At 72.0% G+C, this 15,096-nt stretch carries 15 protein-coding genes; 11 read left to right on the forward strand and 4 right to left on the reverse strand.

All coding sequences use genetic code 11. The features are described 5' to 3' along the window. Positions 1-140: 140 nt before the first annotated feature. The 3 genes from H0488_RS15415 to H0488_RS24195 form a co-directional block, all read right to left on the reverse strand. Entirely contained in the window at positions 141-806 is a 666-nt protein-coding gene (locus H0488_RS15415; protein WP_183100152.1) for an LON peptidase substrate-binding domain-containing protein, read from the reverse strand. Positions 807-877: 71 nt separating this feature from the next. Then, a complete protein-coding gene (locus H0488_RS15420) occupies positions 878-1,522 on the reverse strand; it encodes a LuxR C-terminal-related transcriptional regulator (protein WP_312856369.1) in 645 nt (214 codons plus the stop codon). Beyond that, positions 1,510-3,507, reverse strand: a complete 1,998-nt coding sequence (locus tag H0488_RS24195) for a histidine kinase (RefSeq protein WP_246372231.1) — start codon at positions 3,505-3,507, stop codon at positions 1,510-1,512. The genes H0488_RS15420 and H0488_RS24195 overlap by 13 nt, the downstream gene beginning before the upstream one ends. 143 nt (positions 3,508-3,650) lie before the next feature. Here H0488_RS24195 and H0488_RS15425 point away from each other — a divergent pair, with 143 nt between their 5' ends. The 7 genes from H0488_RS15425 to hisF are packed head-to-tail and all read left to right on the forward strand — an operon-like array spanning position 3,651 to position 9,574. After that, positions 3,651-4,316 carry a hypothetical protein gene (locus tag H0488_RS15425; protein WP_183100154.1) on the forward strand — a complete coding sequence of 222 codons (666 nt, stop codon included), beginning with the start codon at positions 3,651-3,653 and terminating at the stop codon, positions 4,314-4,316. A gap of 47 nt (positions 4,317-4,363) precedes the next feature. Further along, the gene (hisD, locus tag H0488_RS24200; RefSeq protein ID WP_183100155.1) at positions 4,364-5,695 is read left to right on the forward strand and encodes a histidinol dehydrogenase; all 1,332 of its coding nucleotides are present in this window, start codon (positions 4,364-4,366) and stop codon (positions 5,693-5,695) included. Then, complete coding sequence (locus tag H0488_RS15435) at positions 5,692-6,810, forward strand: histidinol-phosphate transaminase (protein ID WP_183100156.1); 1,119 nt, start codon at positions 5,692-5,694, stop codon at positions 6,808-6,810. The genes hisD and H0488_RS15435 overlap by 4 nt, the downstream gene beginning before the upstream one ends. Next, positions 6,807-7,421 carry an imidazoleglycerol-phosphate dehydratase HisB gene (hisB, locus tag H0488_RS15440; RefSeq protein WP_183100157.1) on the forward strand — a complete coding sequence of 205 codons (615 nt, stop codon included), beginning with the start codon at positions 6,807-6,809 and terminating at the stop codon, positions 7,419-7,421. Before H0488_RS15435 ends, hisB begins: the two co-directional genes overlap by 4 nt. Before the next feature lie 2 nt (positions 7,422-7,423). Then, the gene (gene hisH, locus H0488_RS15445) at positions 7,424-8,071 is read left to right on the forward strand and encodes an imidazole glycerol phosphate synthase subunit HisH (RefSeq protein ID WP_183100158.1); all 648 of its coding nucleotides are present in this window, start codon (positions 7,424-7,426) and stop codon (positions 8,069-8,071) included. After that, a complete protein-coding gene (gene priA / locus H0488_RS15450; RefSeq protein WP_183100159.1) occupies positions 8,064-8,801 on the forward strand; it encodes a bifunctional 1-(5-phosphoribosyl)-5-((5-phosphoribosylamino)methylideneamino)imidazole-4-carboxamide isomerase/phosphoribosylanthranilate isomerase PriA in 738 nt (245 codons plus the stop codon). The genes hisH and priA overlap by 8 nt, the downstream gene beginning before the upstream one ends. Then, positions 8,798-9,574 (forward strand): imidazole glycerol phosphate synthase subunit HisF, encoded by a 777-nt coding sequence (gene hisF / locus H0488_RS15455; RefSeq protein ID WP_183100160.1) that lies wholly within the window; start codon positions 8,798-8,800, stop codon positions 9,572-9,574. The genes priA and hisF overlap by 4 nt, the downstream gene beginning before the upstream one ends. A gap of 495 nt (positions 9,575-10,069) precedes the next feature. On the opposite strand, the gene H0488_RS15460 is transcribed toward hisF, so the two are convergent. Next, entirely contained in the window at positions 10,070-10,693 is a 624-nt protein-coding gene (locus H0488_RS15460) for a TIGR03085 family metal-binding protein (RefSeq protein ID WP_183100161.1), read from the reverse strand. A gap of 126 nt (positions 10,694-10,819) precedes the next feature. Between H0488_RS15460 and H0488_RS15465 the strand changes: the two genes are divergently transcribed. The 4 genes from H0488_RS15465 to H0488_RS15480 form a co-directional block, all read left to right on the forward strand. After that, positions 10,820-12,664, forward strand: coding sequence for an ABC transporter ATP-binding protein (locus H0488_RS15465; RefSeq protein WP_183100162.1), 1,845 nt, complete (start codon positions 10,820-10,822; stop codon positions 12,662-12,664). Then, positions 12,661-14,484, forward strand: coding sequence for an ABC transporter ATP-binding protein (locus tag H0488_RS15470; protein ID WP_312856370.1), 1,824 nt, complete (start codon positions 12,661-12,663; stop codon positions 14,482-14,484). The genes H0488_RS15465 and H0488_RS15470 overlap by 4 nt, the downstream gene beginning before the upstream one ends. 24 nt (positions 14,485-14,508) lie before the next feature. After that, positions 14,509-14,847, forward strand: coding sequence for a phosphoribosyl-AMP cyclohydrolase (gene hisI / locus H0488_RS15475; RefSeq protein ID WP_183100163.1), 339 nt, complete (start codon positions 14,509-14,511; stop codon positions 14,845-14,847). Further along, positions 14,844-15,096, forward strand: a 253-nt coding sequence (locus tag H0488_RS15480) for a hypothetical protein (RefSeq protein ID WP_183100164.1), incomplete at its 3' end; no start/stop codon positions are given. The genes hisI and H0488_RS15480, both read left to right, overlap by 4 nt.

Consider the following 15,096-nt stretch of genomic DNA (forward strand, 5'->3'; position numbering starts at 1 on the left):
TGCGGCAGCCGCCTCCTCGCCGTACGACGGGGAGCGCGGGTCGTGTGCGTAGTCGTGGACGGTGAACGCCACCTCTGCCGCGGTCAGCGCGGTGGTGGCGGGCGTGCCGCCGGCCTTCTGCTTCCTCGCCATGGCTGCGGTCAGTTCGGGGACCAGCGGGTGCGCGCGACCTCGGTGGCGGGCAGCGAGGTGATCACGTTCATGGTCCGCAGCTCGCTGCGCAGCAGCTCGGTGACCAGCACCAGCCGCTCCTCGGCGTCGGAGGCCTCGAGCAGCTGCTGGCGCTCGGACATCGGCAGCGGTGCGCAGGCGGCGAGCACCCAGGAGAGGTAGGTCGGGTCGGTCGGCAGCGAGCCGGTGTAGGGGTCGGCGGCGATCTCGCTGAGGGCGTGGCGGTACGCCGTGAACGTGGCGCGCGCCCAGTCGACCAGGTCGTCGGCCACGGTCACCGTGGGCTCGGGCAGCTCGTCGACCTCGCCGACGGGGAACAGGTCGCCGCGCTCGAGCCGGTCGAGCCGGATCCGGTCGCGACCGACGGCGACGATGTCGAACGTGCCGTCGGGGTTGGCCTCGGCCTCGGCGAGCTGGAGGCGGACTCCCACGCGGAACAGCGACTGCGCGCCGTGGTCACCGACCTCGTAGCCCTCCCGGATGGCGACCGACCCGAACAGCCGGTCCGCCGGGTCCTCGATCCGCAGCAGGTGGTGCATCAGGGCGCGGTAGCGGTCCTCGAAGACATGCAGCGGCAGGGTGACACCCGGGAACACCACGCTGTTCAGGGGGAACATCGGGAGCCGGTCCGTCACGCTCCCAACCTAGCCGTCCGGAGGGTGACTACCCGGCAATGACGTCGCGGGAACCAGCGAGCGGAGCCGGATCAGCCACGCAGCCAGGCGAGGACGGCGCGCACCCGGCGGTGCTCCTCGGGCGCTTGGTGCAGGTCGAGCTTGGCCATGATCCGCGCGACGTGGCTCTCCACCGTCTTGGTCTCGATCACGAGCTGCTCTCCGATACCGGCGTTCGAGTAGCCCTGTGCCATCAGCTCGAGGACGGTGCGCTCGCGCTCGCTCAGCCGCTCGAGCTGCGCTGCCAGCGACTGCCGGCCGAGGAGGTGGGCGATGACGTCGGGATCCATCACGGTTCCTCCCGCGCGCACGGTCTCCAACGCACCGACGAGTACGGCGACGTCGACGACCCGGTCCTTGAGCAGGTAGCCGAAGCCACGGGGCGAGTCCCGGGCGAGATCGGTGACGTACCGGCTCTCGAGCGACTGCGACAGCAGCAGGATGCCGAGCCCCGGGTGCTGCGCCCGCAGCTCGACCGCCGCCTTGGCGCCCTCGTTGGTGAAGGTCGGCGGCATCTTGATGTCGACGATCGCGACGTCGGGTGAGACCTCGGCGACCAGCGACGTGAGGGTCTCGGCGTCGGCTGCCGTCCCGACGACCTCGATGCCGGCTTCGGTCAGCAGGTTCGTCAGCGCCTGCCGGAGCAACCCGGAGTCATCCGCGATCACGACCCGCACGGCAGCGTCACCTCCACGACGGTGCCCTGGTCTCCGGAGCGGACGCGCAGCGTGCCTTCGGCGGACTCCACTCGGTCGTGCAGGCCGCGCAGGCCCGAGCCCGACGGGTCGGCGCTGCCCCGACCGTCGTCGCAGATGGCGAGCCGGAGCTCTCCGTCGTGAAACGAGCTGGCCACCGTGATCCGGGTCGCGTGGGCGTGCTTGACCGCGTTGGTGACCGCCTCGGCGACCACCAACCATGCGGTGAACTCGATCGCCGGGTCGAGCCGGGTGCTGTCGACATCGACCTCGATCGGCACGGGGGAGCGACGGGCGAGGTCGTCGACGACCCCGGACAGGCCGCTGTCCGTGAGTGCCGCGGGGTGGAGTCCGTTCGCCAGGGCGCGGAGCTCCTGCGCCGCACTGCGGGCGGCGTCGGCGCCGCGCGTCAAGGCGTCCCGCATCGCTCCCGGCTCGCCGTTGAGCTGTGCTGCCTGGAGCTCGAACGCCAGCGCGAGCAGGGTCTGCTGGGCTCCGTCGTGGAGGTCGCGCTCGATCCGGCGCCGCTCCTCACGCTGGGCCTCGGCAAGCCGAGCGCGAGACGCCGCCAGCTCGGACAGGTTGCGCTGCAGGTCGGCGCGGAGCCGGGTGTTGTCGAGCTCGGCCGCGAGGAGCGCGCCGACGCGAGTGACCGTCGACGGGTCGTTGAGGCCGGCGTCGAAACCCACCCGGGCGACGACCCGACGACCGCGGGTCACGTCGATGTGGTCCACGGGATCCGGCGCCGGGGCGCCGGATCCGTCGACCCAGCCGTCCAGCCCCGGATAGACGAGCCGGACCGAGTCGTCCCCGAGCGCGTCGCGCAGCAGCGCTTGAGGGTCGAGGTCGGCTCGCTCGTCTGCGAGCGCATCACGGACCACCGTGACCGCGTCGAACGTGCGGCGGTTGAACCGGCGGTCGACCCGGTGCTGGACACCGCCCCGCAGCGGCGCGAACAAGGTTGCGGCCGCGACCGCCCCGACGGTCGCGGTCGCCGCCGTCGACGGCGACCCGATCGAGGACAGGTGGCTACCGGACCAGACGATGCCTGCGTAGACCGCGGTCAGTAGCAGCGACAGCACGGAGTAGGTGGTCGTCGTCGCCACGATCCGGTCGACGTCGTACAAGCGGAAGCGGAGGACCGACATCCCGGCGACCGCCGGGATCAGGACGAGGAACAGCGCGAGGGTGCCGATGATGAACGCACCGTTGTCGGTCGTGACGGCGTAGAGATGAACGGGGATGACCGCGGGAAGCGGGACGACCGCAAGCACCAACCACAGCAGCCGGCGTCGTTCGTCGCCCGCTGCCCGCCTCCACCTGACGACGAGCGAGGCGCCGGCGAGGAGCAGGCACACGGCCAACGCGCTGAACGCCACCCTGGCTCCGATGGTCGGGTACGGCGCTATCGCGGGGATCGCCCAGGGGTTGCCGATCTTGTCGTAGGGAGGGCTCAGGGGCTGGTCGCTGATCAGCGAGAGGGGGACGCAGAGCACCGAGGCCACGATGGTGACCCGTCCGACCAGTCGCCAGCGGTCCGAGAGGTAGGAGCCCGTGGGAGTGAGCAGCAGGATGAGGGTCATCAGCGGCCACCAGGGCAGGAACACCTTGTCGGCGAGCACCGCCGCGACCCCGGCACCGCCGATCTCCGGCGGGTCGACGATCGCGGCATGGATGAACCACTCCTCGATCACGCCGGCCGCGAGGATCGACACCGACAGGGCCAGGAAGAGCCAGCCGACCACGTGCCGCGGGTGGCTCCGCACGATGACCACGGCTACGGCGGCCGGACTCAACGCAGCAAGGACGAAGAGCCACACCCACGGGTCGAGCAAGGTGCCGATCCGGTCGCCGTACCCGTTGCGCTCCAGGCGCAGGTCGAGCACCAGCATGGCCGCGACGGTGACGATCTCTGCAGCGAGCACACCGCCGGCGAGCGCTGCGGCAGACCGCCTGGACATCGCCATGGGAGCCATGGTGGCGCAGCATCGCGGTCTGCGCGTCAGGGTTGGCACCGATTGCAGGTGACGGGCCTGCTCCGACGCGACGGAGGTCCCGAGAGCCGACGCTGAGGACACGAGATTCACCCGCACCCCGAAAAGGACCTGTCATGTCTCACGTCACCGCCTCCGTCGAGGCGCCCCCCGCTGCTCCTGCCCCGGCTGTTCCGGACTCCGGCCCACGTCGTCGTACGTTGGTGTCGGTCGCCGTCGGCCTGCTCGTCCTCTACGCGGCCATGATGGCCACGGGCGGCGACTTCGCGTACGACGCGAAGCTCGCCGACGTCAGCGACCACTACGGCGACATTAGCCAGACCGTCAACCAGGTCACCTCCTACGTCGGCATGGTCCTCGTGGCGCTCGTCCTGTTCTTCGGAGCTGCTCTGCGCAACGCCGTCCGCCGGGCCGGCGCCACCTGGCTGGGGGACGTCGTGCTCCTCGGGTTCGGCGGCCTGGCCGCGACCTTCGCGTCCTGGGGTGTCATCGACGCCGCGCTGTGGCGAGCGGTCGACCACGGTGATGACTCCGCGATCCGCGCGATGCTCACGATGGGCGACGTCGCGTTCCTGCCGCTGATGGCCAGCATGATCGCGATCTACGTCGGTGCCGGGCTGGCCGGCCTCGCCTCGGGGAACCTCCCCAGGTGGCTGGCGGTCGTGTCGATCGTGGTCGGCCTGCTCGCACCGCTCGGTCCGCTCGGGTTCGTCGGCGCCGTGCTCCTGCCGATCTGGGCGGTCGCGGTGGCGCTGACGGTGCGGATCGACGAGTCCGCCTGACGTCGAGGACGCCGGGTTGAGGGGCATGCGACCGTAGAATCGGGCGCATGTCCCTCATCCGTCGCATCGACCTGCGCGAGGCCGACCCGGACGCGTCCGGGGTCGACTACCGCGCAGCAGTGCCCCGCGCCGACTTCGACGTCGAAGCCGCGGTGCCGGCGGTGCATGCGATCTGCGAGGAGGTCCGCACCCGCGGGCTCGACGCGATCCGCGAGCTCGGCGAGAGGTTCGACGGGGTCCGGGTCGACGACATCAGGGTCGCGCCGGAGGCGCTGACGGCTGCGCTCGACCAGCTCGACCCGGCGATCCGCGCCGGCCTGGACGAGTCGATCCGCCGGCTGCGGGCGACCTGCGCCAACGAGCTCGAGACCGACGTCGTCACCGACCTCGGTCCGGGGGCCACGGTCACGCACCGCAAGGTGCCGGTCGGCCGGGTCGGCCTCTACGTGCCCGGGGGGCTGGCGCCGCTGGTCTCGAGCGTGCTGATGAACGTCGTGCCCGCGCAGACCGCGGGAGTTCCCTCGATCGCGCTCGCGAGCCCGCCGCAGAAGGACTTCGGCGGGGCCGTGCACCCGACGATCCTGGCTGCGTGCGCGCTGCTCGGCGTTGACGAGGTCTATGCCGTCGGCGGCGCCCAGGCGATCGCCATGTTCGCCTACGGGCTGCCGGCCGCCGCGGGGCAGGCGCCGGTCGAGCGGGTCGACCTGGTGACCGGCCCCGGCAACATCTACACGGTCACGGCGAAGCGGCTGCTCAAGGGTCAGGTCGGCATCGACTCCGAGGCGGGCCCGACCGAGATCGCGATCCTGGCCGACGACACCGCCGACGCTGCCTACGTCGCCTCCGACCTGGTCAGCCAGGCCGAGCACGACCCACTGGCCGCAGCAGTCCTGGTGACGACGTCCGAGTCGCTCGCCGACGACGTCGATGCCGAGCTCGACAAGCAGGTCTCGGCGACCAAGCACGTCGACCGGATCCGGACCGCGCTGAGCGGTCCGCAGTCGGGCATCGTGCTCGTCCGCGACCTCGAGCAGGGCCTGGCGGTCGTCGACGCGTACGCCGCCGAGCACCTCGAGATCCACACGGCCGACGCCGCGGAGCTGGCCGCGCGGGTCCGCAACGCCGGCGCGATCTTCGTCGGTCCGTACGCCCCGGTCAGCCTCGGCGACTACTGCGCCGGCTCCAACCACGTGCTGCCGACGGGGGGCTGCGCCTGCCACTCCTCGGGCCTGTCGGTCCGGGCGTTCACCAAGTCGGTGCACGTCGTCGAGTACACCCGCGAGGGGCTGGGCGAGGTCGCCGACCACGTGCAGACCCTGGCCGCCGCCGAGGACCTGCCGGGTCACGGCGCCGCGGTCAGGGTGCGGTTCGGCGAGTGAGCTTCCCGCCGATCCGCCCCGAGCTCGCCGGCATCGAGCCGTACGGCGCCCCGCAGCTGCCCGTCGACGAGGTCCCCGTCCAGCTGAACGTCAACGAGAACCCGTACGGGCCGTCCGACGCGTGCATCCACGACATCGCCGCCGCGGCCGCCGACGCGGCGCGCACCCTCAACCGCTACCCGGACCGCGAGTTCGTCGCGCTGCGGACCGCGCTGGCGTCGTACCTCTCGGGCGAGGTGCTCGGTGAGATCGTCGCCGAGCAGGTCTGGGCGGCCAACGGGTCCAACGAGGTGATGCTGCAGCTGTTGCAGGCGTTCGGCGGACCGGGACGCACGGCCGTGAGCTTCGCGCCGACGTACTCCATGTATCCGGAGTACGCACGCGACACCAACACCCACTGGGTCGTCGGCAAGCGCGCCGACGACTTCTCGCTCGACCTCGAGCACGCGTTGCGTGTGGTGGCCGAGCACTCCCCGGACGTGATCTTGCTGCCGAGCCCCAACAACCCGACCGGCACCGCGCTGCCGCTGGAGTCGATCACTGCGCTGTGCGAGGCCGTGGCCGGCGCCCCCGGGTCGCCGACCGGCATCGTCGTGGTCGACGAGGCGTACGGCGAGTTCCGGCGCACCGGCGTTCCGAGCGCCCTCGACCTGCTGCCGACCCACCGCAACCTGGTCGTCACCCGGACCATGAGCAAGGCGTTCGCGGCTGCCGGGCTGCGGCTCGGCTACCTCGCTGCGGACCCGGCGATCTGTGACGCGATCCGGGTGGTCCGGCTGCCCTACCACCTGTCCGCGGTCACCCAGGCGACCGCGCTCGCGGCGCTGCAGCACGCCCCCGAGCTGCTCGGCAACGTCGACCAGCTGCGCGCCCAGCGCGACAAGACGGTGGCCTGGCTGCGCGACCAGGGACTCGAGGTTGCCGACAGCGACGCCAATTTCTGCTTGTTCGGGACCTTCGGGGATCGTCATGCTGTCTGGCAGGGACTGGTCGACCGAGGTGTGCTGATCCGGGAGACCGGTCCGGACGGATGGCTGCGGGTGTCCATCGGGACACCTGAGGAGATGGCGGCGTTCGAGGACGCCCTCGTCGAGGTGATGAAGGAGATGTCATGAGTCGCAGTGCGCGCATCGAGCGGCAGACGAGCGAGTCCAAGGTCGTCGTCGAGGTCGACCTCGACGGCTCCGGCCGCCACGACGTGTCCACCGGGGTCGGCTTCTACGACCACATGCTCATCTCGTTCGCCCGGCACTCCCTGGTCGACCTGACCGTCCAGACCTCCGGCGACACCCACATCGACGCCCACCACACGGTCGAGGACACCGCGATCGTGCTGGGCCAGGCGCTGCGCGAGGCGCTCGGCGACAAGGTCGGCATCCGCCGGTTCGGCGACGCCACGGTGCCGCTCGACGAGGCGCTCGTCCAGGCCGTCGTCGACGTGTCGGGTCGCCCCTACTGCGTGCACACCGGCGAGCCCGAGGGCCAGCCGTACGTCGCCCTCGGTGGCGGGGGCAACGCCGTCCCGTACCTCGGCTCGTTGACCCGTCACGTCTTCGAGACCATCGCGTTCCACGCGCACCTCGCGCTCCACGTGCGTGTGCTCGCCGGCCGCGAGCCGCACCACATCGTGGAGACCCAGTTCAAGGCGTTCGCACGGGCGTTCCGCGACGCGATCGCGATCGACCCGCGTGAGACGGGGATCCCCTCCACGAAGGGTGCTCTGTAGCGGTGGCCTCGCCTTCGGTGGTTGTCCTGGACTACGGCTCAGGCAACCTGCGGTCCGCTGTGCGCGCGGTCGAGCGCGCCGGCGCGACGGTCACGCTGACCTCCGACCTGGACCTCGCGATGGAGGCCGACGGGCTGCTCGTGCCCGGCGTCGGTGCCTACGCGGCGTGCATGAAGGGCCTGCGTGCGATCCGCGGTGAGCGCGTGATCTCCCGCCGGCTCGCGGGCGGACGTCCGGTGCTCGGCATCTGCGTGGGCATGCAGATCCTCTTCGAACGCGGCATCGAGCACGGCGTCGAGACCGAGGGCTGCGGCGAGTGGCCCGGTGTGGTCGAGCGGCTGCAGGCGCCGATCGTCCCGCACATGGGCTGGAACACCGTGGACGTGCCCGAGGGGTCGCGGCTCTTCGCCGGGATCGAGGACGAGCGGTTCTACTTCGTGCACTCCTACGGCGTGCGGGACTGGACCCTGGTCACCAACGACCGCACGCCTGCCTCGCTGCAGCCTCGGGTCGTCTGGGCCGAGCACGGCGGCGACAGGTTCGTCGCCGCGGCCGAGAACGGCCCGCTGTCCGCGACGCAGTTCCACCCGGAGAAGTCCGGAGACGCCGGCGCCGTACTACTGAAGAACTGGGTGAGCTCCCTTGTCTGACTACCTCGAACTCCTTCCCGCCGTCGACATCAAGGGCGGCCAGGCCGTCCAGCTGGTGCAAGGCGTCGACGGTTCCGAGAAGCGTTTCGGTGACCCGATCGAGGCCGCCCTGCGGTGGCAGGAGGCCGGCGCCGAGTGGATCCATCTGGTCGACCTCGACGCGGCGTTCGGCCACGGCAACAACCGTGCCCTGCAGGCGGAGATCGTCCGCAAGCTCGACATCAAGGTCGAGATGAGTGGCGGCATCCGCGACGACGAGTCGCTGGAGGCGGCGATGGCCACCGGCTGCCGACGGGTCAACATCGGCACCGCGGCGCTCGAGCAGCCCGAGTGGTGCGCCGAGGCGATCGCGACGTACGGGGACCGAGTGGCGGTCGGCCTCGACGTCCGCGGCCGGACCCTCGCTGCTCGCGGGTGGACGCAGGAGGGCGGCGACCTCTACGAGACGCTGGCCCGGCTCGACTCCGAGGGCTGCGCGCGCTACGTCGTCACGGACGTCAACAAGGACGGCATGCTCCAGGGCCCGAACCTCCAACTGCTCCGCGACGTGTGCGCCGCCACCGACCGTCCGGTCGTGGCGTCCGGCGGCGTGACGACCCTCGACGACATCCGTGCGCTGATGGAGCTGGTGCCGCTCGGTGTCGAGGGCGCGATCGCCGGGACCGCGCTCTACACGGGACAGTTCACGCTCGAGGACGCCCTGGCCCTGACCCTTCCGGCGCGCTCATGAGCCTCTCGGTCCGGGTGATCCCGTGTCTCGACGTCGACGCCGGCCGGGTGGTCAAGGGCATCAACTTCAAGGAGCTGCGCGACGCCGGTGACCCGGTCGAGCTCGCCCGGACCTACGACGCCGAGGGCGCCGACGAGCTGACCTTCCTCGACATCTCTGCGTCCCACGAGGGCCGCGCGACGACGCTGGAGATCGTGTCGGCGACCGCGGAGCAGGTCTTCATCCCCCTCACCGTCGGCGGCGGCATCCGCAGCGTCGACGACGTCGACCGGATGCTGCGGGCCGGGGCCGACAAGATCGCGGTCAACACCGCCGCCATCCACCGGCCCGAGCTGGTCGCCGAGATCGCCGACCGGTTCGGCAACCAGGTGCTGGTGCTGTCGGTCGACGCCCGCCGGGTGCCGGCAGGTGCCGAGCACCGCACCGACTCCGGCTTCGAGGTCACCACCCACGGCGGTCGCAAGTCCGCCGGCCTCGACGCCATCGCCTGGGCGGTGCGGGCCGCGGAGCTCGGCGCCGGCGAGATCCTCCTCAACGCGATGGACGCCGACGGCACGACCGCGGGCTTCGACCTCGAGCTGATCCGCGCCGTCCGGCGTGAGGTCACCATCCCGGTCATCGCCTCCGGTGGCGCGGGGGCCGTCGAGCACTTCCCGCCCGCGGTCGAAGCGGGCGCGGACGCCGTACTCGCCGCCACGGTGTTCCACTTCGGCACGCTGCGGATCGCCGACGTCAAGCGGTCGCTCAGCGACGCGGGCTACCCGGTGCGCTGACCGGATTCGTTCCCGTTCGGGCGCCGCTGGACTTGCGATCTCGAGAAGAGCGCGCCCATCACCCACGACGCACCTGAAGTTCCGGCCCCATCTGGACCCGCATCGGGGCCGAAACCTCAGGTACGACGCTCAGTGATACCCGCCCGCAGGTGCCGATCTGCGGGCCCGACGATGTGCCCGCCACTGCCGCCCGGCGTACTCGTGCAGCGGCACGCTGCGGATCGCCGACGGGAAGTGGACGCTCAGCGACGCGGGCTACCCGGTGCGCTGACCGGACTCGACTCTCCAGCCCGTTCGGGCGCCGCTGTACTCGCGATACTGCTGAGCGGAGGGCACGGGCGGTGGGACGTCATACGTCCGTGCACCCATGGCGCCCGGATCGTATGACGTCCCGCGCAACGTCATACGTCTCGCCTCTCATGGGCCGCCTACCGCATGACGTCCCCGACAGCCCGCTCGCGCTCGGCACGATGGCCGGCGATGAGCCGCGACGGCTCAGATCCCGAGCTTCGCCTCGCGCAGCTGGGCGACCCGGTCGTCGGGACCGGAGAAGGCCAGCCCGCGGGTCTCGCTGCGGCCGTAGACGAACAGCACCAGCTCCGACGGCAGCCCGGTCACGACGACGGGGTCCGAGCCGGCCTTGAGGGTGGTCTCGTCCTCGGTGTCCGCGCGGCGGGCGACGACCGGCACCCCCGCGGGGCGCACCAGGCCCTTGCCCGAGACCCGGACGATCCGCCACAGCACGTCCTGCTCGTCGGCGGTCAGCGAACGCGGCTCCCAGTCCGGTGTCGCACGCCGGATGTCCTCGTGGTGGACGAAGTACTCCGCCGTGTTGAGCGCCTGGTCGACGCCGGGCAGGGCCATCGGGTTGCGTGCCTTGCGGACCCGGGCCACGAGCTTCTCGAACGACTTCTCCGCCGTCCGCTCGGTCTTCCGCTCGGTCACCGAGGCGAGCGGCGGCACGACGATGCCGATCGACAGGGGACTGTTCTCGCGGACGACCAGGTGGGCGACCAGCTCGCGCACGGTCCAGTCGCCGCACAGGGTCGGCGCGTCCGGGCCGGTCTCGAGGGCGAGGTCGCAGAGCCGGGAGCGCTCTCCGCGCGCGAAGGACGTCATGGGGGCAGGATTGCACGACCACCATGAGGTGAAAGGCGCGACCGGGAGCCGGGCCTGTCGGCGTCCGGGAATAGGCTGCCCCTCCTTGCCGGTTGCGACCGGCGACGGACAGGGAGCAGGACCGAAGTGACGGACGAGCGGCACAGCGGCGCCGGTACGACGAGCGCCGGCTTCGCCGTACTCTGGGTCGCGATCAAGCGCGAGCCGTGGATCTTCGCCGTCTCGACCATCGGCAGCCTCCTCTTCGGCGCGTTGACCGTCGCCGACGCGTGGGTCCTCGGGTGGTCCACCGACCACGTCGTGCTACCGGCGTTCCGCGACGGCGAGATCGGCTCCTCGATGCTGTGGGCGGTGCTCGCGCTCTTCCTCGGCGTCGCCATCCTGCGAGCGGTGGGGATCGTCGCGCGCCGGCTCGGCGCCGGCGTGATGCAGTACCGGATGCAGGCCCGCACCCGCCGCGCGGTGACCCGGCAGTACCTCTCGCTCCCGATGGAGTGGCACCAGCGCCACCCGACCGGCGAGCTGCTGTCCAACGCGAACTCCGACGTCGAGGCGGCGTGGGGGCCGATCGCCCCGCTCCCGATGGCCGTCGGCACGGTGGCGATGATGGTGATCGCGGTCGGTCAGATGCTGTTCGCCGACCTGGTGCTCGCGATCGTCGGCATCCTCGTCTTCCCCCTCGTGATCGCGACCAACGTCGTCTACCAGCGCCTCGCCCAGGGCTGGGCGACCAGGGCGCAGCAGCTGCGCGCCGAGCTCAGCGAGATCGCCCACGAGTCGTTCGACGGCGCGATGGTCGTCAAGACCCTCGGTCGTGAGCCCGAGGAGACCGCCCGGTTCCGGGCGAAGGCGCTCGACCTGCGGGAGGCGAACATCCGGGTCGGCCGGATCCGCGCCGCGTTCGACCCGACCCTCGCCGCGCTCCCGAACCTCGCCGTGCTGGTGGTGCTGATCCTGGGCGTCCACCGGGTGCTGTCCGGCGCCACCGACGCCGGCGACGTGGTCACGGTCGCCTACCTGCTCACGATCGTGTCCTTCCCGATCCGGTCGATCGGCTGGCTGCTCGGTGAGTTCCCGCGCAGCGTGGTCGGCTACCGCCGGGTCGAGGCGGTGCTGCGCGCCAAGGGCTCGATGCAGTACGGCGAGGCGCCCGCGCCGCGCAACGCCGGTGGCGCCCGGCTCGAGGTCGACGACGTCCGCTACGGCTACCAGGCCGACCGGCCGCTGCTCCGGGGCGTGACCTTCACCGTCGAGCCCGGCCGCACGGTCGCTCTGGTCGGCGCGACCGCCTCCGGCAAGAGCACGCTCACCAGCCTGCTGACCCGCCTGGTCGACGTCGACAGCGGCAGCATCCGGGTCGACGGGGTCGACCTCCGCGAGCTGGCGCGCGGCGAGCTGGCCGGGATGCTGTCGATCGTGCCGCAGACGGCGTTCCTCTTCGACGACACGGTCCGCGGCAACGTCACCCTCGGCGCCGACGTGCCCGACGACGAGGTCTGGGAGGCGCTGCGCACCGCCCAGGCCGACGGCTTCGTCGCCGCGCTCCCGGCCGGGCTCGACACGCAGCTCGGCGAGCGCGGCACCTCGTTGTCGGGAGGCCAGCGGCAGCGGATCTCGCTCGCGCGGGCGCTGGTCCGTCGTCCGCGGCTGCTGCTCCTCGACGACGCGACCTCCGCCGTCGACCCCGAGGTGGAGGCGCGGATCCTCGCGGCGCTCCGGGGCGCGAGGTCTCGTGGCGGCCGCGGAGCGGCCTCCTCGACCGACGAGAGCGCGACCCTGGTCGTCGTCGCCTACCGCAAGGCGACCATCGGCCTCGCCGACGAGGTGCTGTTCCTCGCCGACGGCGCGATCGTCGACCGCGGCACCCACGCCGAGCTGGTCGCGCGCAACGCCGACTACGCCCGGCTGGTCAACGCCTACGAGCAGCACGACCCCGCCAAGGGCGCGCCCGAGGAGGTGACCGCGCCGTGACCACCGTGCAGACACCCGGCGCGCCGGCCGGCACCCAGATGGACACCGGCGAGAGCATCGGCGCCTGGGAGACGATCCGCCGCGGCGTCGGGCACTCGCCCGAGCTCACCGAGGGCATCGGCAAGACCCTGGCGCTCGCCGTCGTCGCCTCGGTGGGCCAGGTCATCGTGCCGATCGCGGTGCAGCAGACGGTCGACCGCGGCCTCCGCGGCGCCGACGGTCCGGACGCGACCTTCACCACCTGGCTGGCTGTGGTCGCGGCCGTCGCGATCGTGGCGACCAGCTGGGCGTCGTACGCCATGACCGCGCGCCTCTTCTCCACCGCCGAGCACGGACTGGCGACGCTGCGGGTCAAGGCCTTCCGTCACGTGCACGACCTGCCGCTGCTCACGCAGAACACCGAGCGCCGCGGCGCGCTCGTGTCCCGGGTGACCAGCGACGTCGACCAGGTGAGCCAGTTCCTCGTGTTCGGCGGCCTGCTCTTCATCGTCAGCATCGGCCAGATCCTGGTCGCGACCGTGGTGATGGTCTTCTACAGCTGGCAGCTGGCGCTGGTGGTGTGGGTCTGCTTCGCGCCGCTGTTCCTGAGCCTTCGGTACTTCCAGCGCAAGCTCTCCGCCGCCTACGCGACGGTACGACGCCAGGTCGGCGCCCTGCTGTCCGCGATCTCCGAGCCCGTGGTCGGCGCCGCAGTGGTGCGGTCCTACGCCGTCGAGGCGCGGACCCAGGAGCGGATCGACCGGGCCGTCGCGGTCCACCAGGCAGCCTCGACCAGGGCCCAGGGATTCACCGCGTTCTCCTTCTCCCTCGGCGGGATCTCGGCCGGGCTCGCCAACGCGGGCGTGCTCGTCGTCGGCATCTGGCTCGGCCAGGGCCGGTTCTGGGCCGAGGACATCACCGCGGGCGAGGTGCTCGCGTTCGCGTTCCTCGTCACGCTCTTCGTCGGTCCGGTGCAGTTCGGCACCCAGGTCCTGACCGACGCGCAGAACGCGATCGCCGGCTGGCGGCGGGTGATCGGCATCCTCGACACGCCCGCCGACCTGGTCGACCCGGGTCCTGAGGGCCAGGTGCTGCCCGCGGGCGCCCTGGACGTCGTCTTCGAGCAGGTCGGCTTCGCCTACCCGGGCGGTCCGCCGGTGCTGCGCGAGATCGACCTGGAGATCCCGGCGGGGCGCCGGGTCGCGGTCGTCGGCGAGACCGGCTCCGGCAAGTCGACCCTGGCCAAGCTCCTCACCCGGCTGATGGACCCGTCGGAGGGGCGGGTCCTGCTCGACGGCGTCGACCTCCGCGACATCGCCGAGTCCTCGCTGCGGTCGAGCGTGGTGCTGGTCCCGCAGGAGGGGTTCCTCTTCGACGACACGCTCGCCGCCAACGCCCGCTACGGCAGGCTGGGCGCGACCGACGACGACATCGTCGCCGCCGCGGGCGAGCTCGGCCTCGGCGACTGGCTCGCCGGCCTGCCCGACGGACTGGAGACGAAGGTCGGCCAGCGAGGCGAGTCGCTGTCGGCGGGGGAGCGGCAGCTGGTGGCGCTGCTGCGGGCCCAGCTCGCCGACCCCGACCTGCTGGTGCTCGACGAGGCGACGAGCGCCGTCGACCCCGAGCTCGAGACCCGGATCGGCCGTGCCCTCGAACGGCTGATGAGCGGCCGGACGTCCGTCACCATCGCGCACCGCCTGTCGACGGCCGAGGCCGCCGACGAGGTCGTCGTGGTCGATCGCGGACGGATCGTCCAGCGTGGCCACCACTCCGAGCTGGTCCGCGAGGCGGGTTCGGTCTACGCCGGGCTGCACGCATCCTGGGTCGCCCAGCACGGGTGACCGGTCCGCCCGGATAATGACGGGGTGACCTCCCTCGATCCGGCCATCGGCGCCCGCCTCTCGCGCAACGACGCCGGCCTGGTGCCGGCGATCGTCCAGCAGCACGACACCGGTGAGGTGCTGATGCTGGCGTGGATGGACGACGAGGCGCTGCACCGCAGCCTGTCGACCGGGCGGGCGACGTACTGGAGCCGCTCGCGCCAGGAGTACTGGGTCAAGGGCGAGACGTCGGGCAACCGGCAGCACGTGAAGGAGATCCGGTTGGACTGCGACGGCGACACCCTGCTGGTCAAGGTCGATCAGGAGGGCCCCGCTTGCCACACCGGCAGCCGCACCTGCTTCGACAACGGGCTGCTCGGATGACCGAGGACGAGACCGACCGGCAGCGCCGTACCTTCGCGCCCGCCGTCCTCGGTGGGCTCGGCGCGACCGCGCTCGCCGCACTGGCCGGTCACCAGCCGATGCTGCGGGTGCCGTCCGACGAGCTCGAGACGCTCGGCCTGGTGGCGGCCGCGGGGGGCGACGTCGCCGAGGTGGGCTTCCCGCTCGCCGGCGCCCTCGCCCTGGTCGCGCTGGCGTGCTGGGGCGTGCTGCTGGTGGCGCGGGGCCGGT

Origin of the sequence: Nocardioides pelophilus (genome assembly GCF_014180685.1) — a bacterium.
Classification (GTDB): Bacteria; Actinomycetota; Actinomycetes; order Propionibacteriales; family Nocardioidaceae; genus Nocardioides; species Nocardioides pelophilus.

Coding starts and splice junctions, on each gene's coding strand:
- H0488_RS24195 (WP_246372231.1), bottom strand. CDS start 3,507: ATGGCGATGTCCAGGCGGTCTGCCGCAGCGCTCGCCGGCGGTGTGCTC.
- hisB (WP_183100157.1), top strand. CDS start 6,807: ATGAGTCGCAGTGCGCGCATCGAGCGGCAGACGAGCGAGTCCAAGGTC.
- H0488_RS15425 (WP_183100154.1), top strand. CDS start 3,651: ATGTCTCACGTCACCGCCTCCGTCGAGGCGCCCCCCGCTGCTCCTGCC.
- hisF (WP_183100160.1), top strand. CDS start 8,798: ATGAGCCTCTCGGTCCGGGTGATCCCGTGTCTCGACGTCGACGCCGGC.
- H0488_RS15460 (WP_183100161.1), bottom strand. CDS start 10,693: ATGACGTCCTTCGCGCGCGGAGAGCGCTCCCGGCTCTGCGACCTCGCC.
- hisD (WP_183100155.1), top strand. CDS start 4,364: ATGTCCCTCATCCGTCGCATCGACCTGCGCGAGGCCGACCCGGACGCG.